The sequence below is a fragment of the Streptomyces sp. NPDC031365 genome (assembly GCF_055569765.1).
The window spans coordinates 279,802-299,457 of the sequence record NZ_JBVIIM010000002.1; the positions used below are offsets into that span (position 1 = coordinate 279,802).

The window sequence follows — 19,656 nt, forward strand, 5'->3', positions numbered from 1 at the left end:
CGGGCCTCGCGTACCATGGACGGCGCAGAAGGGGAGTAGCCCTACGCCGGACCGTCGACATACTGCTCAGCCCGCCTGAGCCGGCGCCCGGAGGCAGGCCTCACGAGGTGGGGCCGGCCGGCGAGACCTTCGGCAAGCAGTGCACCGCCCGTGCCTCACGGCACGGGTGCCGCGTGCGCTGCCGTGCCGAGGTGTCCCGTGGAATCACACAGCGCTCTCGGTGGGGCAGCCCCGACCGATTGAGGAACCGTTGATCAGCCTGACCGTGACGGCCGTCGTCTTCGGCGTCGTCTTCCTCGCGGAACTGCCGGACAAGACCGCCCTCGCCGGCCTCGTCCTCGGCACCCGTTACCGCGCCTCCTACGTCTTCGCCGGAGTCGCCGCCGCCTTCGCGGTGCATGTCGCGCTCGCGGTGGCGGCCGGCAGCGTGCTCACGCTGCTGCCGCAGCAGATCGTGCACGCGGTCACGGGCGTGCTCTTCCTGGGTGGCGCGGCGATGCTGCTGTTCAAGAAGGACGAGGACGGGGACGAGGTCCGCAAGCCGGAGAACCAGAGCTTCTGGAAGGTCTCCGGGGCGGGTTTCATGCTGATCCTCGTCGCCGAGTTCGGTGATCTGACGCAGATCATGACGGCCAACCTCGCCGCCCGCTATGACGACCCGCTCTCCGTCGGCCTGGGTGCGGTGCTCGCCCTGTGGTCGGTGGCCGGGCTCGGTATCGTCGGCGGAAAGGCGCTGATGAAGCGGGTTCCGCTGAAGCTGATCACGCGGATCGCGGCGATGCTGATGTTGGCGCTCGGGGTGTGGAGCCTGTGGGAGGCGGTCACCGGCTGACGTCCGTCGCGGACCGCCGGGAGCGACGGCGGGCCGAAGTGTCGGTGAACGGCCGGCGAAGACAGTGGCGGAAGACCGGGGTTCTTTTGTACCGTGGATGAACAAAGTGGTTCCCGCCCGTTTTCCCTGACCGGCGGGCGGGGGCCGCCTTGTCCCCGCCCGGGGGTCCCGGCCGGGGGCCCGTCAGGGGTCCTTCCCGGGTCCGCCCGGGGCCCGGTCCCCTACCTCCACCCTCCGCGCCTTGGAGCTGCCGATGACGGCCACCGCCGTACTCACCGCCCGCGCCCTCCTGCTGGACATGGACGGCACCCTCGTCAACTCCGACGCCTGCGTCGAACGCGTCTGGCGTCGCTGGGCCGACCGGAACGGGCTCGACGGTGACGAGGTCATGAAGGTCGTGCACGGCCGCCAGGGCTACGCCTCGATGGCCCTGCTGCTGCCCGACCGCCCCATGGAGCAGAACCACGCCGACAACGCCCGCATGCTCGCCGAGGAGACCGCCGACACCGAGGGCGTCGTCCAGGTGCCGGGCGCCCGCGACTTCCTCGCCTCCCTCACGGGACTGCCGCACGCCCTCGTCACCTCCGCGGACGTCGCCCTGTCGACGGCACGGATGGCCGCCGCGGGGCTGGCACAGCCCCACGTCCGGGTGACGGCGGAATCCGTCGGCGCGAGCAAGCCCGACCCCGAGGGCTTCCTCAAGGGCGCGGCCGAACTGGGCGTCGACCCGGCCGACTGCGTGGTCTTCGAGGACTCCGGCGCCGGCATCGCGGCGGGCCGCGCGGCCGGCATGCGCGTCGTGGGCATCGGCCCCCGCGCCGGCTTCCACGCCCCCGACGTGGTCGTACGCGACCTGACCCGGGTAGGTGTGGACGCCGCCCCGGACGGCACGATCCGCCTGCACATCACGCAGTAGCCGGCCGCGCACCCCGCCCCCGTCCGCCATGCGCCCGCCCCTACGGCTCCCGGGTCTCCGATTCCAGCCGGGCGCGGGTCTGCGGGCCGTACACGCCCAGTTGCTCGCGGATCCCGCGGGACCACTGGTAGTTGCGCACGGCCTCTTCCACGCGGCGGTCGAACTGGCCGTTGATGTCGTCGTTGTACAGGTACAGCTGGTGCAGGCGCTGCTGGAGTTCGGTGACCTCCGGGCCGCGGTCGCCGTGGCGCAGCACCGGGGCGGTGTCGTCGCCGGCGTCCTCGTCCGAGTCCTCCGGAGAGCCCGCGGAGGCAGTGGAGGCCGTCGGGGTCGGTGACGGCTCGGCCGGGTCCGCCGGGGTCGGTGAGGCGCTGGACGCCGACGGCGTGGCCGACGTGCTCGCGCTCGCGGACGGAGAATCCGACGGGGAGGAGGACGACGTCGGCGCGGCGGAGGACGCACGGGCCGTCGGTCCCGCGGACGGTGAGGCGGACGACGGGTCCGGAACACTCGCCCGCACCTCCTCCGGCGCGGCGCCGTTGCGGGACGGTGTCTCGTAGGAGAACACCCCGCTCGCCCACCCGGCCGCCCCCACCACGATGACGACGGCCCCGGCGACCGCCAACAGCACCCCACGCCGACGCCGGCCCGACGGCGCCTCGCCGTCGCCCTCCGAGCCGGTCGGGCCGGAGGAGCCGGACCCGTCGGGCACGGACCCGATCGGCTGCGTCGTGTCGAACAAATTCAGGTCCGTGGCGCTCGGCCGCGCCGTCGCCGGCGCCAGGGGCGTCGGCAACAGGGACGCCGCGTCCGCCGCGCCGTGCGCCGCCTCCGGCGGGACGGCGCGCAACGGCGTCGTCTGGTCGGGCGCCCCCGAGGCGCCGGGCTCCCGCACGGGCGGCGGCGCGGGCTCACCCGTGGACGACGCGGGTGCGTCGGAGGACACCGCGGGCGCCCCGGCCGTCCCCTCCGTCGCCGCCTCCTCAGCCCCGTCCGCCCCGTCCGGCGTACTCCGCGCGCCCTTGCCGTCCAGTTCGACATACGGCCGTATGCGCAGCGGATCGAAGTCCTCCGCCGCCGCCGCCTCCGCCGTGCGCGCGTCGCGGAAGGCGTCGGACGCACGCAGCGTGCAGGCGCAGGACGGCGTGTGGTCGCTGTTTCTGGGCGCACCGCACTCCGGGCACGGGTTTCCGTTCGGCTGTTCCACGTGTCGTCCCTCCCCTCACGAACTCCAGAGATTATGCAGATCTTCTTCACAGGCCGTTCCGTGCGCCCCCGGAATGCGACCTTCCGGCAGGACTCAACAGGCCATAACAGGTCACACCGATCACGATGGACCGTGGAACGAGAACCTGTGGAGGTCTTCATGGCCGGCGACGCGCACGGTACGGCGCCGAAGGCGAGCGACACACGGCCCGCACCCCGCGCCGGCCCACCGGCCTCCGGCGGCGGTGGCCCGGAACACGTGTCCGGCAACATCCTCTTCTCGATCGGCGCCCTGCTGCTCGGTCTGCTGCTCGCCGCCCTCGACCAGACCATCGTGTCCACCGCCCTGCCCACCATCGTCAGCGACCTGGGCGGTCTCGAGCACCTCTCCTGGGTGGTCACCGCCTATCTGCTGGCCTCCACCGCCGCGACCCCCCTGTGGGGCAAGCTCGGTGACCAGTACGGACGCAAGCGTCTCTTCCAGCTCGCCATCGTGATCTTCCTGGTGGGATCCGCACTGTGCGGCGCCGCGCAGGACATGCCGCAGCTGATCGGGTTCCGCGCGCTCCAGGGGCTGGGCGGCGGCGGGCTGATCGTGCTGTCGATGGCGATCGTCGGCGACCTCGTACCACCCCGCGAACGCGGCCGGTACCAGGGTCTGTTCGGGGCGGTGTTCGGCGCGACGAGCGTGCTCGGACCGCTGCTCGGCGGACTGTTCACCGAACACCTGAGCTGGCGCTGGGTGTTCTACGTCAACGTGCCCGTCGGCATCGTCGCGCTCGCGGTGATCGCGGCGGTGCTGCACATCCCGCGCAAGTCGACCAAGCACGTCATCGACTACCTCGGCACGTTCCTCATCGCCTCCGTCGCCACCTGCCTGGTGCTGGTCGCCTCCCTCGGCGGCATCACGTGGAGCTGGGGATCGCCGCAGATCATCGGGCTCGCGGTGCTCGGCGCGGTCCTCATCGTCGCCTTCGTGTCCGTGGAGCGCCGGGCCGCCGAGCCCGTACTGCCGCTGAAGCTGTTCCGGGTGCGCACCTTCACGCTCTCCGCCGTGATCAGCTTCGTCGTCGGCTTCGCGATGTTCGGCGCGCTGACGTATCTGCCGACGTTCCTCCAGGTGGTCCACGGCATCACGCCCACCCTGTCCGGTGTGCACATGCTGCCGATGGTGGCCGGCATGCTGCTGTCCTCCACCGGCTCCGGTCAGATCGTCAGCCGCACCGGCCGCTGGAAGGTGTTCCCGATCGCGGGCACCGCCGTCACCACCCTCGGGCTGCTGCTGCTCCACCAGCTCGACGCGCACAGTTCCACCGCGGTGATGAGCACCTTCTTCTTCGTCTTCGGCCTCGGACTCGGCCTGGTGATGCAGGTCCTCGTGCTGATCGTGCAGAACGCCGTCTCCTACGAGGATCTCGGCGTCGCCACCTCCGGCGCGACCTTCTTCCGCTCCATCGGAGCCTCGTTCGGCGTCGCCATCTTCGGCGCGGTCTTCGCGGGCCGCCTCGGCGACGAGCTCACGGCCGCCCTGCGCGGCGCACAACTCCCGCCCGGAGTCTCCGCCGAGACGCTGGAGGCCGACCCGCGCGGCATCGCCGCCCTGCCGCCGCCCCTGCGCCCGCCGGCGCTCGACGCCTACTCCAACGCCATCACCGACGTCTTCCTGTACGCCGTACCGGTCGCCCTCCTCGGCTTCGCGCTGGCCTGGTTCCTCAAGGAGGACCGGCTGCGGGCCTCGGTCACCGCCCCCGACGTGACCGAGACCCTCGCCAGCAACCCCGTGGAACGGTCCTCGTACGACGAGGTGTGCCGCGCGCTGTCGGTGCTCGGCACCCGCGAGGGGCGGCGCGAGATCTACCGGAAGATCACCGATCGCGCGGGCTACGACCTGCTGCCCGCGGCGAGCTGGCTGCTGCTGCGGATCCGGCGGCACGGCTCGGTGGAACCGGCCCGGCTCGCCGAGCACAACCCGGTCCCGCTGAGCGTCGTCCTGGAGGCCACCCGCCAGGTCGAGATCCGGCACCTCGCCGTGCGCCGGGGTGTCGACATGGTGCTGACCGACGAGGGCCGCGAGGTGAGCGAGCGGCTGGCGCGGGCCCGTGAGGAGTCCCTGGCCGAGCTGCTCGGCGACTGGTGGGGCCAGGACCGTCCGACCGACCTGGTGCGGCTGGTGCACGAGCTGAACGACGAGCTGTGCGGCTCCCGGGGGGAGCGTCCGCAGGACGAGCGTGCGGTGACCCCGACGGGCTGACGCGGGGCCCTCTGAGTCTCAGCCGAGCCGCTTGGTGAACCAGTGCTCGGCGTACGGCTTCGCGTTGTGCGGCTCGGTCTCGGCGTACCCCAGCCGGGCGTACAGCGCCCGCGCCTCCACGAGGTCACCGCGTGTGTCGAGGACCATCCGGGTCGCGCCCGCCGCACGGGCCGCGTCCTCGGCCGCCCGCACCAGCAACCCCGCCCCGCCCCTGCCCCGCATCCCCTCGTACAGGAAGACCCGGGTCAGCTCGGCGGTCGTGCCGTCCAGCAGCCGGAAACCGGCACTCCCGGCCGGCTCACCCGCGTACCGCGCGACCAGCAGGCCCCCGCGTGGCGCCGCGAGGCCGCCCTCCAGCCCGGCGGCGATCTCCCGCTCCAGCTCCTCCGGTCCGGTCCGACGCCCCTCGTGCAGCAGATACCAGCGGTCGCTGACCTCCGTGTAGTACGCCCGCCAGAGCGCGACGGCGGCGGGGGAGTCGTACGGTTCCGGGGCGACGGTCCAGGTCATGGGCGCATTGTGGACGGCCCGTACGCAGGACGCGCAAGCGCATATCGACGGCGCCGGGACCGGTGCCGGGGACCCGGTGTCTGTGTCGTGCAGTTTGTGTGCCGGGCATCGGGCAACCCGGAAGGGACGAACCGGCTCGCGAGGAGTGCCGGTTGGGCCGAGAACCCGGAAGGCATCCATGTCCACTGGCCTGATCATTGCGTTGATCGTGATTGTCGCGGTCGTTGTCGCCGTCGCGGCCGTGCTGACCCTGCGCGGCCGTGGCCCACGGCACGGCACCAGCCTGAAGCGGCGCTTCGGGCCCGAGTACGACCGTGCCGTCGCCCGCCACGACGGGGACACCAAGGCCGCCGAGCGGGAACTCGCCGAGCGTGTGGAGCGCCACGGCGAGCTGCGCGAACGGCCGCTGGAACCCGCCGAGCGCGAGCGGTACGAGGCGCGCTGGACGGCCGCCCAGGAGCGGTTCGTCGAGTCCCCGCGCGACGCCGTCGCGGAGGCGGACCGGCTGATCGCCGAACTCGCCGGCGCCCGCGGTTTCCCCGCCGACGGGCACTACGAGGACCAGCTCTCCGCACTGTCCGTGCACCACGCCCACCACGTCGAGGGATACCGGCGCGTGCACCGCGTCGCCCAGGCGCGCGCGAACGGCGCGCACGACGGCGGTGCGGGTACCGAGGAGATGCGCGAGGCCATGGTCGAGGCCCGCGCCCTGTTCGAGGAGCTGGTCCGCCCGTCCCGGCACGACGGCGGACGCCACCGCCCCGACGGCGGACGGCACGGCGCCGAAGGCGACCGCACGTCCCCGGCCGCCCGACGCGGCCACCACACGCCGTCCCTGCTGCACCGGCGCCAGGCGAAGGAGAGCTGACCGACATGACCGACGTGACCCGACGCCCCGGAGACACCCCGCTCACCGGGGACACCGACCGCACCACCACCGGCATCGACCGCACGGGCACCGGCATCGACCGCACGGGCACCGGCATCGACCGCACCGGCACCGGCATCGACCGCACCGGCACCGGCATCGACCGCACCGGCACCGACCCCGGCGCCACTGGCACCGGCCGCGGCGCCGACAGCCCGCCGGTCGACCCGCACCCGCGGTCCGGGAGCACCGCGCCGACCGGCTCGGGCCGGGACATCACGCCCGGAACGGGTTCGCAGACGCCCGCTTCCACCACCGGCGGCTCTCCCACCCACGCCCGCCACGGCGGCGAGCGGGGCGGACACCACGGTCTCCTCCCGCACGACGACACCGACCAGCTCGCCGCGCAGTTGCAGCACGCCGTGGCCGGGTTCGTCGACGCGCCGCGTGACGCCGTACAGGAGGCCGATCACGTACTGCGCGAGCTGACCGAGCGCTTCACGGATGCCGTGACCGAGCGGCGCCGCACCCTGCGGCGGTCGTGGGAGACCGCCGGCACCACCGACACCGCGGGCCCCGGCGACGGACAGGCCGCCGCGGCGACCGACACCGAACAGCTGCGCCTCGCCCTGCGGGACTACCGCGAGCTGGCGGAACGGCTGCTACACGTCTGAGCCGGGGTCCGCCCCGCCCGCCGCCGCCCGGCGCTCCCGCCACAGCCGTACGACGTCCTCGACGTCGTACGGCTTCTTGCCCAGCGGGGGGCCGGGCGGCGGCTTGAACATCATGTCGCTGATCCTGGCGTTGATCTCCGTGAGGATCTTCCGGACGATCCGCTCCGAGGGAGCCGCGAGAGCCGCCTCCAGCGCGTCCTCGGCCTCCTTGCGCAGGGCCAGCGTCGGCGGCAGAAGCGAGAAGCCCTCGCGGGCCATCTTCCGCTTGACCCACCACAGTTCGTCGTAGGTGCTCTCGACCTCGCTGGGGAGCGGCTTGCCCACTCCCGCCAGTTGCTGGAACTCCCCGCGCGCCTCGGCGTCACGGATCTGCTTGTCGACCCAGCTTTCGAAGTCGACGCCCGGTGGCTTGCGCTCCGTCATGAGTTCATTGTGCCGGACGCCGCGCAGCCGGGCGTTTTATCATTCGGCGGCGGCGAGCCGATCCGGCCGCCGTGCACGGCCGTTCCGGCCACCGCCGGGTCCGGGCCCTCCTCGGCCCGCAGGACGTCTCAGGAGGAGCACAGGTGCTCGAACTCACCATGGCCGCGGTGTCCGCGGCGGAAGCGGGTGCCACGGCGGGCATGCTCATGGCCGACGCGCCCAGCGAGCCGGGCGCCCTGCTGCGGGTGGGCCGGGACAGGTCACTGTGCCGGCTCTCGACGCCGGACGACTGGCTGTTCGTCTCGCGCGTCCACCTGGAGTTCAGTTGCGCGCAGGACGGCACCTGGCAGCTGACCTGGCTGCGCGGCTCCCTGCCCGAGCCGTCCTCCGAGGTCCGGCTGACCATCGGTGGATACGCCCACCCGGTCGCCTACGGCGGCACCGTGGCGCTGCCCCGGGGCGGCAGCGGAGAGGTCGTCATCCAGGACCGCACCGCCCCGCGCAGCGTCAACGTGGGGTTCTACCACGAGGTGTGAACCGTGGGCTCACGCGCGACGGGTGGAGCGCGGGCTCACGCGCGGGGTGTGAAGCGCGCATCGCCGGAGCGCGCGGCTCACGGCCGTACGAGCGCCAGCGCGAAGCCGTCGTAACCCTTGGTGCCCACCGTCTGGATCGCCGTGCCCGTCAGCCGCGGGTGACTGCCGATCATGTCGAGGGCGGCGCGGGTGCCCACCACGTCCGGATCGGTGTTGTCCGGGTCGGCCATGCGACCGCCCCGGACGACGTTGTCCACGACGATCAGGCTGCCCGCGCTGGTCAGCCTGATCGCCCACTCCAGGTAGTGCGGATTGTTCACCTTGTCGGCGTCGATGAAGACCAGGTCGAACGGGGGCGGGTTCTCGTCGGCCAGCTTGGGAAGCGAGTCCAGCGCCGCGCCCACCCGCACCTCGACCTGCTTGTCGAGTCCCGCGCGGGCGATGTTGCGGACCGCGACCTCGGCGTGCGCCGGGTCGTACTCCAGGGAGACCAGCCGCCCGTCGGCCGGGAGGGCGCGGCCCATCCAGATGGTGCTGTAACCGCCGAGCGTGCCGATCTCCAGGATGTTCCGGGCACCCCGCACCTGCGCGAGGAGCTGGAGCAGCTTGCCCGCCAGGGCGGAGACGGCGATCGGCGGAAGACCGGCGGCGTCGCTGTCGCGCAGGGCGGCCGCCAGGGCCTCGTCGGGGGCGTCGGTCAGGAGACGGTCGGCGAAGTAGTCGTCCACCTTGTTCCAGAGCTGCGGCTCGCTCATGCGCCCCTGCCTTCCGTACGGCTGATTAGTTTCTCTAACTAGGGTCGCTAACGAAGATACGCCGTCCGCCCGGGCCCGTCAGGACTTTCCCAGGCGTGTCCCGGTCCCGGCGGCCCCCGTCACCGCGCAGCCCTCCCCTTCGCTCGTTGGGGCCCTTCTCGCGTCGCACGCGGGAAACGCGATCCCACCCGGACTATCGTCATCCGGACAAAAGCGAGAAGGCCGTCGGTACATCCACGCACAGGACGTGCGGGGTGAAACGGGGCGGGAGGCCGACGAGGCGTGGCGAACGCGGATTACAGGGGGCGACCGGCGGAGGCTCTCGGGGCGACGGCCGCCGGCGGCACCCGAACACGACTGCGCGCGGTGCGCTCAGGGCTGTGGCTGCTCGCCGCCGTCCTCGCCGTGCGCCAGGTCGCCGCCGTCCTCACCACCCCCAGCGGGGAACGGCTGACCGCCCTGGAGACCTGGGTGGGTCCCGGGGGCGTGCTGCACGTCAGCGGCTCCCTCTACGACTCCAGTCAGTTCACCGGCACCCCCTTCAGCGGTCTGGTCCTCAAACCCCTCACCCGGCCCGCCGAGCAGGCCCTCGGCTGGAGCTGGACCTTCGGCACCCTGCTCCTGGTGGTCGCCCTCGGACTGATCGCCGCCCGCGCCCTGCCCCAGCCGGTCGGCCGCCGCACCACGATCCTCGCCGCGCCCGCCGCAGTCAGCCTGCTCATGCTGTCCCTGCCGGTGCGCAACACCCTCTGGCTCGGCCAGACCAGCATCGTCCCGGTCCTGCTCGTCCTGCTGGGCTGCTTCGTCGCCCACGGCCAGCGCGTCAGCGGCGCCCTCATCGGCCTGGCGGCAGCCCTCCAGCCCACCCTCCTCCTCTTCGCCCCACTGCTGTGGTTCACCGGCCGCCGCCGGGCGGCCACGGCCACCGGCGTCACCTTCACCGCCACCACCGCGCTCGCCTGGGCCGCGCTGCCGCACGACTCCTCCACCTACTGGGTGCACCACATGGCGGGCACCGGCCTCGGTGGCCCCGCCGACGACCTCACCAACCAGTCCCTGCACGGCGCCCTGCTCCGCCTCGGCCTCGAAGGCCCCCTGGAGATCGGCCTCTTCCTCCTCCTCGGCGCAGCCGTCGTCACCGTCGCCCTGCGCCGCGCCGTCCGGTACGCCCACGACGGCCAGCTGCTCCTCGCGGTCGCGGTCACCGGCTGTGCCGCCATCGTGGTCGCCCCGACCGCGTGGCAGCACCAGCTGCTGTGGGTGCTGCTCAGCGCCGTCGGCCGGGTCGGCAAACGCGCCCGCGACCGGATGGCGTGGCCCGTCGCCGTCGTCCTCGTCATGACGCTGTCGGCCGAGATGACGCTGCCGAACATGGCGTTCCTCCACCCGGTGCGCGACAACGTCGTCCTCCTCGCCGCCCTGGCCGCCGCCGTCGCGGTCCCCTTCCTCTCCCGTTCCTCGGAGTACTTCCGCACCCCCGTCCCCACCCAGTACGCCCCACCGGTCCCGGCCCGCTGGGCGTTCGTCCCCCTGCTGCCCTTCCTGCGCCGGGTGCTCATCCGCCCGAACCTCCTGCTCGAGCTCCTCCTGATCCGCGTCACCTACGCCGCGTACGCCACGGTCCGCCTCGCCGCGACCGGCGGCAGCAACTCGGCGGGCCGCGCCCGTGCCGAGGACCACGGACAGCAGATCCTCGACCTCGAACGCCTGCTCCACATGGACATCGAGCACGCCGTCAACCACGCCGTGGCGAAGATCGGCTGGCTGCGGGAGTTCTTCGACCTCTACTACACGTCGTTCCACTTCATCGTCCCGCTGGCCGTCCTCGGCCTGCTCCTGTGGCGCCGCCCCGTCGACTACCGCTGGGCCCGCTCGGCCCTCGGCTTCGCCACGATCCTCGCCCTGGTCGGCTTCTGGCTCTACCCGCTCGCCCCGCCCCGCCTCATGCCGGACCTCGGCATCATCGACACGGTCCACGGCGTCCAGGACTTCTCCAAGCCCGACTACGGCACCCTCACCGCCCTCACCAACCAGTACGCGGCGATGCCGTCGCTGCACTTCGGCTGGTCCCTGTGGTGCGGACTGGTGATCGCGATCGTCGCGCCGAAGCCGTGGATGAAGGCCCTCGGCGCTCTCCACCCCCTCCTCACGGCCGCCGCGATCGTCGTCACCGGCAACCACTGGATCCTGGACGCGGCCGGCGGCGCCCTCGTCGTCGCCGCCGGCTTCGCCCTCACCTACCTCCTCCAGGGCCCCCGCGCCCGTACGACGCTGGCGGCCACCGAGAAGATCGGCAGCAAACCGGCGCCGCCGGCCAGGCACCGTACTCCGAGCTGATCCGGTACTCCCCGGTCACCGACACGGTCAGCCGCCGTCACCGCGCCGTCAGGGCGAGTAGGTGATCCGCACGGTCACCGCGCCCGGCTGTGACATCCGCGGCACCACGTCGGCACTGGAGGTCCGTACGACCGTCCCCGGGATGTGCAGTCATTCCTGTGCCCTGACAACGACGAAGGCGGCGGCCCCGGGGATCGTGGGGTCGCCGCCTTCGGTATGGGGGGTGTGGGGGTGGATCAGTACCAGTTGTTGGCCTGCCAGAAGGACCAGGCGCCGCAGGCGCTGCCGTAGCGGTCCTTCATGTAGTCCAGGCCCCACTTGATCTGGGTGGTGGGGTTGGTCTTCCAGTCGGAGCCGGCCGAGGCCATCTTGGAGGCGGGCAGGGCCTGGACCAGGCCGTAGGCGCCGCTGGAGGGGTTGGTGGCGGTGGGGTTCCAGCCGCTCTCGTGCTGGACGATCTTCGAGAAGCACTGGAACTCGGCCGAGTTGCCGATCATCTTCTGCGCGGTCGCCTGGGCCGAGGTGGCCGTACCCGTGGTGGCGGCCTGGGCGGGCGCGGCGGCGATCAGGGTGCCGCAGGTGGCGGCGACCAGGGTGGCACCGGCGAGGGCCTTCTTCGGGGTGGCGACGGTACGGAGGAAGGAAGCGGCGGACACAGGCGGCCTTTCGGTGGGGAACGGGGTGGTCGCGTGGTGCGGTGCCGGATGCCGGTGTGCGGCGGGGGCATGCGTCGGCGCCGCGACCCCGTGTGGGGCGTTGGCGCCTGGCGACTGCTCCACAGAAACAAATCCCCGGATTGCCCGCAAAGGTCCCTTTTACTACCGAAGGTCGGAGGGGACGCTTCGAAGGGCGGGGGCGCCGTGTACGGCCCGGGAAGTCGCTACGGTGCCGGGTCGTATGTGACGCGGGTCATGTGGGGTGGTTCACCATCCCGGGCACACAGGGTGGGCGCGTGGCTACCGAGGGGGGTCGTCGAATGTGACCGGCGCCTCGAAGGCCGCCCTGCGGGTGGCCCGGCGCAGTGCCTTGAGGAGGGGGGCGCCCACGGTCAGGGTCAGGACGACGGTGACCAGGGCCCGGCCCAGGTCCCAGCCGAGGGAGGTCGCCAGGCAGTAGGCCAGGAAGCGGGCCAGGTTGGTGGGGAGGGAGGCGTCCGGCGAGAAGGAGATGTTCGAGGCCAGGGCGGACATGAAGGGCCAGCCCGACATGTTCATCACCGTGCCGTAGGCGAAGGCGGCCAGGAAGCCGTACACGGCGAGCATCCAGACCTCCGCGCGGCCGCGGAGGCGGTCGGGCCCCGGGAGGAATCCCGCGCCCATCGTGAACCAGCCCATCGCCAGCATCTGGAACGGGAGCCAGGGGCCGACACCGCCCGTGAGCAGCGCGGACGCGAACATCGTCACCGAGCCGAGGACGAAGCCGAAGCCGGGGCCGAGGACTCTGCCACTGAGGACCATGAGGAAGAACATGGGTTCCAGGCCGGCCGTTCCCGCGCCGATGGGGCGCAGGGCCGCCCCGGTCGCCGCGAGGACGCCGAGCATTGCGACCGCCTTCGGGCCCAGGCCGGACTCCGAGATCGTCGCCGCCACGACCGCGACCAGGAGGACCAGTAGGCCCGCGAAGAGCCACGGCGCGTCCTGGGCATGGGCGTTCACCGTCGAGGTGGGCGGGGCGAGGAAGGGCCAGCCGAAGCCGGCCACGCCCACCGCGCTGACCAGGGAGAGGGCCAGCCAGGAGCGGGGACCGAGAGGGATGGCGCGGGCCTGGCGGTCCGGCCGCCGTGTGATCGTCATCGCAGTGCCTCCCGGACCTGGGAGACCGTGAGCCAGTGCTGAGGGGCCAGGATCTTCGCCACCTGGGGGGCGAAGGACGGGGACGCCACGACCACGTCCGCCGACGGGCCGTCCGCGATCACCTCGCCCTCGGCCAGCAGGACGACGCGGTGAGCGAGCTCCGCCGCCAGTTCCACGTCGTGCGTGGCCATGACGATGGCGTGACCCTCGGCCGCCAGCCCCCGCAGGATCGCCACCAGGCGGGCCTTCGCCGCGTAGTCCAGGCCGCGGGTCGGCTCGTCGAGGAGGAGGAGGGGCGGGCGGGCGGTCAGGACGACCGCCAGGGCCAGGGTCAGGCGCTGGCCCTCGGAGAGGTCCCGGGGGTGGGTTTCGTCGGCCACCGAGGGGAGGAGTTCGGTGAGCAGGGCGCGGCAGGTGCCGGGGGGTGCCTCCGCGTCGCGGTCGGCGGCCGCGCACTCCGCCGCGACCGTGTCGGCGTAGAGCAGGTCGCGGGGTTCCTGGGGGACCAGGCCGACCCGGCGGACCAGGTCACGGGGGCGGGTGCGGTGGGGGACCGCGTCGCCGGTGCGGACCGAGCCCGAGGAGGGGGCGACCAGGCCCACCAGGGCGCTGAGCAGCGTCGACTTGCCGGCTCCGTTGCGGCCCATGAGGGCGATCGTCTCGCCGGGGGTGACCGTCAGGTCGACGTGGCGCAGGGCCTGGACGCGGTCGCGGCGGACGGCCAGGGAGCGGACCTCGGCGACGGGGGCGGGGAGGGCGGTGTCGTCCGGCTTCGCGCGCCTGAACAGGTGTCGGGACGGGACGGGGGACGGCGTGGGTGCGTGGCCGGCCTGCTGCGGCCGATGGCCGGCGAGGCGGGCGCGCAAGGGAACCGCCTGGCGGCGGGCGTCGCGGACGGTCAGGGGGAGGGGGGACCAGCCGGCCAGGCGGCCCAGGGCGACCACCGGGGGGTGGACGGGGGAGACCGCCATCACCTCCGACGGGGAGCCGAGCCACGGGCGCTCGCCGGGGCCCGGCAGCAGGGCCACCTGGTCGGCGTACTGGATGACGCGTTCCAGGCGGTGCTCGGCCATGAGGACCGTGGTGCCCAGGTCGTGGACCAGGCGCTGGAGGACGGCCAGGACCTCCTCGGCGGCCGCCGGGTCGAGGGCGGACGTCGGTTCGTCCAGGACGAGGACCCGGGGATGCGGGGTGAGGACCGAGCCGATGGCCACACGCTGCTGCTGGCCGCCGGAGAGGGTGACGATGGGGCGGTCGCGGAGGTCGGCGAGGCCGAGCACGTCCAGGGTCTCCTCCACCCTGCGGCGCATGACGTCGGGGGACAGGCCCAGTGACTCCATGCCGTAGGCGAGTTCGTCCTCCACGGTGTCCGTCACGAAGTGGGAGAGCGGGTCCTGGCCCACCGTGCCGACGACGTCGGCGAGTTCACGCGGCTTGTGGGTGCGGGTGTCACGCCCGGCGACGGTGACCCTGCCGTGCAGCGTGCCGCCGGTGAAGTGCGGGACCAGACCGCTCACCGCGCCCAGTACGGTCGACTTCCCCACGCCGGACGGGCCGACGAGGAGGACCAGTTCGCCCTCGGGGACCTCGAAGTCGACGCCGTGGACGGCGGGTCGCGTCGTGCCGTCGTACGTCACCGACACGTTCTCGAAGCGGATCACGTCGTCGGCTCCTTGCGGGTGTCCGTGGCCGCCTCGGGGGCGGGGGTGATGAAGGCGGGGAGCAGGCCGACGAGGATCGCCGCCGCCGGCCACAGGGGGAGGGTGGGCGCCACGAGGGGGACCACACCGGGGTTCAGTGCCGCCGGGTCGCGGGAGGCGGCGAGGGTGAGGAGTGCGGCCACGGCGACTCCGGACGCCGTGACCAGCCAGGCCCGGGTGTCCCAGGTGTCGGGGCGGTAGCGGGTGCGCAGGGTGCGGCGGCCGCCGAGCCAGAGGCCCGCGAGGGCGGCGGACAGGCCGGCGAGGAGGACCGGGAGGCCGTAGGTGCCGCCCTCGGCGGTGAGGAGTCCGTACGTTCCCGCGCAGACACCGAGCAGGCCGCCCAGGGTGAGGGCGGAGGTGGTTCGGCGGACGGCGGGCGGGACGTCGGCGGTACGGCCGTATCCGCGCGCGTCCATCGCGGCGGCGAGGGCGACGGAGCGCTCCAACGCGCCCTCCAGGACCGGGAGTCCGACCTGCAGGAGGCCACGGATGCCCTTGTCGGGCCGGCCGCGCAGACGGCGGGCGGCGCGCAGGCGCCGCACGTCGGCGATGAGGTTGGGGGCGAAGGTCAGGGCCACGACCACTGCCACGCCCATCTCGTACAGGGCACCGGGGAGGGACTTGAGGAGGCGGGAGGGGTTGGCGAGGGCGTTCGCGGCGCCCACGCAGATGAGGAGGGCGGCCAGGCGGAGGGCGTCGTACAGGGCGAAGGTGAGGGCCTCGGCGGTGACCTTGCCGCCGAGGCGGATGCCCTGGGCCCAGTCGGGGAGGGGGACTTCGGGGAGGGTGAGGACGGTGTGGGTGCCGGGGATGGGGGAGCCGAGGATCACCGCGAAGGCGAGACGGATGAGGATGACCGCGGCGGCGAGTTTGACGAAGGCGCCGTAGGAGCGGGCCCAGGGGGTGTGGGGGCGGCGGGTCGCCACGACGTAGGCGGAGGTGGCGATGAGGAGGGTGAGGAGGAGGGGGTTGGTGGTGCGGGTGGCGGCGGTGCCGAGGGCCAGGGCCCAGAGCCACCAGGCGCCGGGGTGGAGGGAAGCGCGCCGCGGCCGGGCGGGGGCGGGCTGCTCCACCGGCGTGCGCCGGGTGCGGCCGTGCCCATCCGTGCCGCCCTGGGGGCACCCCCTCCGGGGGAGGCGCGACTGCCCGCAGCCGCGTGACTCACGCACGGCGGCGGGCCTGCCAGAATGCCGCTGCTCCGAGGAGGGCCACTGCGGCGATTCCGGCTATCAGGCCCACCGACGGGCCCGTGTCGCTCTGCCCGGTCTCCTCCTTCGCGGGCGCCGGGGCCTTGTCTGCCGAGACCTGCTCTCCGCAGCCCTTCTCCGGGTAGCCCGCTATCGCGCACAGCAGGGCGTTGGTGTCGTAGCGGAGGGGTTTGGCGACCGAGGCCAGGGCCTCGGCCGTGGTGGCGTCCTCGGGGACCTGGGCGCAGGCCGTGCGGCCGGCGGGCGGGGTTTCGCCGGACGGGGCGTCGGCGGGGGTACCGAAGTCGATGACCAGGGCCACGCGCTTCCTGCCGTCCTGCGCCGGGGTCTTCGCACAGATGGTGTCGAAGTCGGCGGCGCCCCGGGGCTTCGCCGCGTCGCCGGAGTTCTCGCTGACGGAGAAGCGGAAGCCGTGGACGTCGCCGTCGGAGGGGCGGGCGAGGGACGGGCCCTGGGTGGCGTACGTCCAAGCCGTGCCGTTCCGCTCCCAGAAGGACCAGTAGCGGTAGCCGGCGGCCTGGGCCTGGCCCGCGCCTGCCAGCAGGGGCAGGAGCGCGGCCAGGAACAGGACGGTGATCCGGCGGATCACGACTGCCGCTTCTTCGCGCGGCCGCTGACCAGGAAGCCGACGCCGATACCGGCGACCAGGCAGACGCCGACGAACCACCAGACACCGAAGCCCGAGTCGGAGTCGTCCTTCTTCTCCCCGTCCTCGGACGCCTGGGTGGTCTTCTCGGGGGCCGGGCCCGTCGCCGTCAGTTGCTTCACCAGGTCCGTGCCGCCGAAGGCGCGCGGGTCGGCGCCCGTCGCGTGGGCCGCGAAGATCAGCTGGGCGTAGGCGGCGGGGCCGCTCTGGGCGGCCCAGCCGGCGGCGTTCTTCTCCAGCCAGGCCAGGGACTCTCGGGCCTGCTCGGTGGAGCCCTGTGCGGCGAGGGCGACGACCGCGTCGGCGGTGTTGCCGTAGTCGGGCTGGTCCTCGGAGCCGGGGAGGGCGGAGACGAGGTGGCCGCCCTCGGCGAGGGCGTCCGTGAGGTACGCGGCGCCGTTGGCGGCGGCCTGCTCGGGGGTGTCCGCCTTCTCGCAGTCGGCGTCCGCCCGACCGCCCTTGCCCCCCTCCGCGGCCAGGCCCGCGCCGAGCGTGCCGAGCACGCCCGCCGCCGTCGCGTCCGCGTTGGCGATCAACTCGCCCTTCTTGTCCGGCTGGAAGGCGAAGGCGCCACCGCCTTCGCCCCCGCACGGGAGCTCCAGCTTCAGCAGGGCGTCGTAGGGGGACGTGCCGTCCTTCTTCACCTCGGCGGGCTTCTCACCGGCGGCGGCAAGGGCGCCGATGACGACGGAGGTGGAGTTGGCGTCGCTCGCGCCGCCCGCGGTGTAGCCCCAGCCGCCGTCCTTGTTCTGCGCGGACCTGAGCCAGTCGACGGCCTTCTTCGTGACGTCGTCGTGGCCACCGAGTGCGGCGAGCGCCTGAACGGCGGCGGCGGTCTGGTTGGTGTCGACCATCGTCTTGTCGTCGCACGCCTTCGACGTGTCGGCGCGGTACGGGGCGAAGGAGCCGTCGGCACACTGCTGACCGGTCAGCCACTCGACGGCGCTCTTCGGCGGCTGGACGTCGACCGTGTGCTGGGCGAGCAGGGCGAGCGACTGGCGCCAGACGCCGTCGTACTGGGGGTCGCTGTCGCCGTACAGGGCGGCGGGGAGTGCCGACTGGGACGGTGACGGTGACGGTGACGAGTCGGCTGCGGCCGGTGCGGCGGCGCCGATCACGGCGACGGCGGCCAGAACCGCTGCGCTGCGGCGGACAATCATGATCGGCGGGTGCCTCTCCCTGAAGAGGGCCGGGCAGCGCGGGACACCCCGGGCGGCTCGGCTCCGTATACCTCGACGGTGCCCGTGCGCCGGCGGACTGCCGGGCACGTGAGCCGGTCACGATCCGTGCGGGGCAGTCCGGCTCACCGTCCCTGCGGACGGCTCACGGTTGCGGGTCAGCGCCGGAATTGCACCGGCTTCCCCCCGTACGGGTGTGATGACGACGCCGCCACTCTACCCGCCTGCCGGGGGAGGGGTCAGGGGTGGCCGGGGTGAGGTGAGAGGGGCGGGGCCGCGAGGTGAGGGAGGTCACGGCACCGACGAGACGTAACCCGCACCCGCAGTCCCCGGAGAAGGGGACTGCGGGTGCGGGCCTGTTCGGGCGGGGCGGGCCGGGTCAGGACGCCGTGCAGGCGCCGACCTGCGGCGGAGACGCGCTGCCGCCGTTCACGGTGAAGCCGAAGCTGGTGGACGCCCCGGCCGCGAGGGAGCCGTTCCAGCTGGACCGGACGGTCATGACGGTGCCGCTGCCGTCCCAGGTGGGTGAGCCGTTCCACACGGCGACGACCTTCTGCGGGGGCGTCATGGTGACGTTCACGTTCCAGCCGCTGATCGGCGCGCTGCCCGCCGTGATCGTCACCTTGCCGTTGTAGCCGCCGTTCCACTGCTCAGCGGTGGTGTAGGTGGCGGTGCAGGCCGCGTTCGGGTCGCCCGGGTCACCGGGGTCACCCGGGTCACCGGGGTCACCGGGGTCGCCCGGTTCGCCGCCGAGGGCGTTCAGTACGGCGTCGTACGCGGGCTTCTTGTTGTAGTTGTCGTCGAACAGCAGGGGAGTGCCGCTCGACCGCCACGAGTACTTGTCCGGGATGCCCCACACCGTGATGCCGGTGCAGCGGGTCACCGCGAGGCAGGCCCGTACGACGTTGCCGTAGTTGGTGGCCTGGGCCTGGCCCGAGCCCTCGATGTCCAGCTCGGTGATCTGCACGTCGACGCCGAGATCGGCGAAGCGCTGGAGGTTGGCCTGGTAGTCGGAGGGGACGGGGGAGTTGGGGTTGAAGTGGGACTGGAAGCCGACGCAGTCGATCGGCACGCCACGGGACTTGAAGTCCCTGACCATGGTGTAGACGGCATTGCTCTTCGCGTTGACGCCGTCGGTGTTGTAGTCGTTGTAGCAGAGCTTGGCGTTCGGGTCGGCCGCGCGGGCCGTGCGGAAGGCCTCCTCGATGAAGCCGTTGCCGAGTCTGTCCTGGAAGGGGGAGCTGCGCCGGGCGCCGCTGCCGCCGTCCTGGAACGCCTCGTTGACCACGTCCCAGGAGTGGATCTCGCCCTTGTAGTGGGTCATGACCTGGGTGATGTGGTTGTTCATGGCCGAGCGGAGGTCACTCGCGCCCAGGCCGGAGACCCAGCCGGGCAGTTGGGAGTGCCAGACCAGGGTGTGACCGCGGACCTCCATGCCCTGGCTCTTGGCGTGGTTGAAGATCTGGTCGGCGCGGCTGAAGTTGAAGGAGCCGCGGTTCGGTTCGAGGGCGTCCCACTTCATCTCGTTCTCGGCCGTCACCGAGGTGAACTCGCGGTTGAGCGTGGCGACGTACTGCGATTCGCCGAGGTGGTTCGCGGCGACGGCGGCACCGAAGTAGCGGCCCTGCTCGGCCGCCGCCGCGCCCAGGGTGTCGGCGGCGTGGGCGGTGGTCTGGGGGAGCGCGGCGAGGGCCGTGACGGTGAGCAGGGCGGTGGTGGTGGCGCCCAGAGCGGCCCGCAGCCGGCCTCGGTGGCGGGGGGTGGTGCCTCCGGCTCTCGTTCTTGTTCGCAGTCGCTTTCCGATCATGCGCATGCCATCC

At 73.0% G+C, this 19,656-nt stretch carries 18 protein-coding genes; 7 read left to right on the top strand and 11 right to left on the bottom strand.

Translation table 11 applies throughout. The features are described from left to right. Nucleotides 1-250 precede the first annotated feature (250 nt). Nucleotides 251-832 (top strand): TMEM165/GDT1 family protein, encoded by a 582-nt coding sequence (locus ACZ5C2_RS03970; RefSeq protein WP_468786251.1) that lies wholly within the window; start codon nt 251-253, stop codon nt 830-832. A gap of 253 nt (nt 833-1,085) precedes the next feature. Then, a complete protein-coding gene (locus ACZ5C2_RS03975) occupies nt 1,086-1,748 on the top strand; it encodes an HAD-IA family hydrolase (protein ID WP_468786692.1) in 663 nt (220 codons plus the stop codon). Nucleotides 1,749-1,788: 40 nt separating this feature from the next. Here ACZ5C2_RS03975 and ACZ5C2_RS03980 read toward each other — a convergent pair whose 3' ends face one another. Beyond that, a complete protein-coding gene (locus ACZ5C2_RS03980) occupies nt 1,789-2,955 on the bottom strand; it encodes a peptidoglycan-binding domain-containing protein (protein ID WP_468786253.1) in 1,167 nt (388 codons plus the stop codon). A 159-nt stretch (nt 2,956-3,114) separates the two neighbouring features. Here ACZ5C2_RS03980 and ACZ5C2_RS03985 point away from each other — a divergent pair, with 159 nt between their 5' ends. Continuing rightward, a complete protein-coding gene (locus tag ACZ5C2_RS03985; RefSeq protein ID WP_468786694.1) occupies nt 3,115-5,205 on the top strand; it encodes an MDR family MFS transporter in 2,091 nt (696 codons plus the stop codon). An 18-nt stretch (nt 5,206-5,223) separates the two neighbouring features. On the opposite strand, the gene ACZ5C2_RS03990 is transcribed toward ACZ5C2_RS03985, so the two are convergent. After that, a complete protein-coding gene (locus ACZ5C2_RS03990) occupies nt 5,224-5,715 on the bottom strand; it encodes a GNAT family N-acetyltransferase (protein WP_468786255.1) in 492 nt (163 codons plus the stop codon). A gap of 178 nt (nt 5,716-5,893) precedes the next feature. On the opposite strand from ACZ5C2_RS03990, the gene ACZ5C2_RS03995 reads away from it, so the two are divergent. Together ACZ5C2_RS03995 and ACZ5C2_RS04000 are read left to right on the top strand one after the other, a co-directional pair. Next, nucleotides 5,894-6,583, top strand: a complete 690-nt coding sequence (locus ACZ5C2_RS03995) for a hypothetical protein (protein WP_468786257.1) — start codon at nt 5,894-5,896, stop codon at nt 6,581-6,583. A 5-nt stretch (nt 6,584-6,588) separates the two neighbouring features. Beyond that, nucleotides 6,589-7,257, top strand: coding sequence for a hypothetical protein (locus ACZ5C2_RS04000; RefSeq protein ID WP_468786259.1), 669 nt, complete (start codon nt 6,589-6,591; stop codon nt 7,255-7,257). On the opposite strand, the gene ACZ5C2_RS04005 is transcribed toward ACZ5C2_RS04000, so the two are convergent. Then, complete coding sequence (locus ACZ5C2_RS04005; RefSeq protein WP_468786261.1) at nt 7,246-7,680, bottom strand: DnaJ family domain-containing protein; 435 nt, start codon at nt 7,678-7,680, stop codon at nt 7,246-7,248. The genes ACZ5C2_RS04000 and ACZ5C2_RS04005 overlap by 12 nt on opposite strands. Before the next feature lie 143 nt (nt 7,681-7,823). On the opposite strand from ACZ5C2_RS04005, the gene ACZ5C2_RS04010 reads away from it, so the two are divergent. After that, on the top strand, nt 7,824-8,216 hold the full coding sequence (locus ACZ5C2_RS04010; RefSeq protein WP_468786263.1) for a hypothetical protein: 393 nt from the start codon (nt 7,824-7,826) through the stop codon (nt 8,214-8,216). Between the two features lie 77 nt (nt 8,217-8,293). Here the strand turns inward: ACZ5C2_RS04010 and ACZ5C2_RS04015 are convergent, their stop codons facing one another. Next, nucleotides 8,294-8,971 (bottom strand): O-methyltransferase, encoded by a 678-nt coding sequence (locus ACZ5C2_RS04015; RefSeq protein ID WP_468786265.1) that lies wholly within the window; start codon nt 8,969-8,971, stop codon nt 8,294-8,296. A gap of 282 nt (nt 8,972-9,253) precedes the next feature. Here ACZ5C2_RS04015 and ACZ5C2_RS04020 point away from each other — a divergent pair, with 282 nt between their 5' ends. Continuing rightward, nucleotides 9,254-11,308: a bifunctional glycosyltransferase 87/phosphatase PAP2 family protein gene (locus ACZ5C2_RS04020; RefSeq protein WP_468786267.1), complete on the top strand. Its 2,055-nt coding sequence runs from the start codon at nt 9,254-9,256 to the stop codon at nt 11,306-11,308. Nucleotides 11,309-11,544: 236 nt separating this feature from the next. Here the strand turns inward: ACZ5C2_RS04020 and ACZ5C2_RS04025 are convergent, their stop codons facing one another. From ACZ5C2_RS04025 to ACZ5C2_RS04055, 7 genes are all read right to left on the bottom strand, one after another. Beyond that, nucleotides 11,545-11,964, bottom strand: coding sequence for an aggregation-promoting factor C-terminal-like domain-containing protein (locus tag ACZ5C2_RS04025; RefSeq protein ID WP_468786269.1), 420 nt, complete (start codon nt 11,962-11,964; stop codon nt 11,545-11,547). Between the two features lie 300 nt (nt 11,965-12,264). Then, complete coding sequence (locus ACZ5C2_RS04030) at nt 12,265-13,101, bottom strand: ECF transporter S component (protein ID WP_468786271.1); 837 nt, start codon at nt 13,099-13,101, stop codon at nt 12,265-12,267. Beyond that, the gene (locus tag ACZ5C2_RS04035) at nt 13,098-14,762 is read right to left on the bottom strand and encodes an ABC transporter ATP-binding protein (protein ID WP_468786273.1); all 1,665 of its coding nucleotides are present in this window, start codon (nt 14,760-14,762) and stop codon (nt 13,098-13,100) included. The genes ACZ5C2_RS04030 and ACZ5C2_RS04035 overlap by 4 nt, the downstream gene beginning before the upstream one ends. Continuing rightward, nucleotides 14,759-15,877 carry an energy-coupling factor transporter transmembrane component T gene (locus ACZ5C2_RS04040; protein ID WP_468786275.1) on the bottom strand — a complete coding sequence of 373 codons (1,119 nt, stop codon included), beginning with the start codon at nt 15,875-15,877 and terminating at the stop codon, nt 14,759-14,761. Before ACZ5C2_RS04040 ends, ACZ5C2_RS04035 begins: the two co-directional genes overlap by 4 nt. Before the next feature lie 88 nt (nt 15,878-15,965). Continuing rightward, the gene (locus tag ACZ5C2_RS04045) at nt 15,966-16,601 is read right to left on the bottom strand and encodes an SCO2322 family protein (protein WP_468786277.1); all 636 of its coding nucleotides are present in this window, start codon (nt 16,599-16,601) and stop codon (nt 15,966-15,968) included. After that, complete coding sequence (locus tag ACZ5C2_RS04050) at nt 16,598-17,818, bottom strand: prenyltransferase/squalene oxidase repeat-containing protein (protein ID WP_468786279.1); 1,221 nt, start codon at nt 17,816-17,818, stop codon at nt 16,598-16,600. Before ACZ5C2_RS04050 ends, ACZ5C2_RS04045 begins: the two co-directional genes overlap by 4 nt. Nucleotides 17,819-18,215: 397 nt before the next feature. Further along, entirely contained in the window at nt 18,216-19,643 is a 1,428-nt protein-coding gene (locus ACZ5C2_RS04055; protein WP_468786696.1) for a glycoside hydrolase family 10 protein, read from the bottom strand. Nucleotides 19,644-19,656: the final 13 nt, after the last annotated feature.

Bases quoted from the DNA above. Each gene is read 5' to 3' on its own strand.
- ACZ5C2_RS03975 (WP_468786692.1), top strand. From the start codon at position 1,086: ATGACGGCCACCGCCGTACTCACCGCCCGCGCCCTCCTGCTGGACATG.
- ACZ5C2_RS03985 (WP_468786694.1), top strand. From the start codon at position 3,115: ATGGCCGGCGACGCGCACGGTACGGCGCCGAAGGCGAGCGACACACGG.
- ACZ5C2_RS03990 (WP_468786255.1), bottom strand. From the start codon at position 5,715: ATGACCTGGACCGTCGCCCCGGAACCGTACGACTCCCCCGCCGCCGTC.
- ACZ5C2_RS03995 (WP_468786257.1), top strand. From the start codon at position 5,894: ATGTCCACTGGCCTGATCATTGCGTTGATCGTGATTGTCGCGGTCGTT.
- ACZ5C2_RS04000 (WP_468786259.1), top strand. From the start codon at position 6,589: ATGACCGACGTGACCCGACGCCCCGGAGACACCCCGCTCACCGGGGAC.
- ACZ5C2_RS04005 (WP_468786261.1), bottom strand. From the start codon at position 7,680: ATGACGGAGCGCAAGCCACCGGGCGTCGACTTCGAAAGCTGGGTCGAC.
- ACZ5C2_RS04015 (WP_468786265.1), bottom strand. From the start codon at position 8,971: ATGAGCGAGCCGCAGCTCTGGAACAAGGTGGACGACTACTTCGCCGAC.
- ACZ5C2_RS04030 (WP_468786271.1), bottom strand. From the start codon at position 13,101: ATGACGATCACACGGCGGCCGGACCGCCAGGCCCGCGCCATCCCTCTC.
- ACZ5C2_RS04050 (WP_468786279.1), bottom strand. From the start codon at position 17,818: ATGATTGTCCGCCGCAGCGCAGCGGTTCTGGCCGCCGTCGCCGTGATC.
- ACZ5C2_RS04055 (WP_468786696.1), bottom strand. From the start codon at position 19,643: ATGATCGGAAAGCGACTGCGAACAAGAACGAGAGCCGGAGGCACCACC.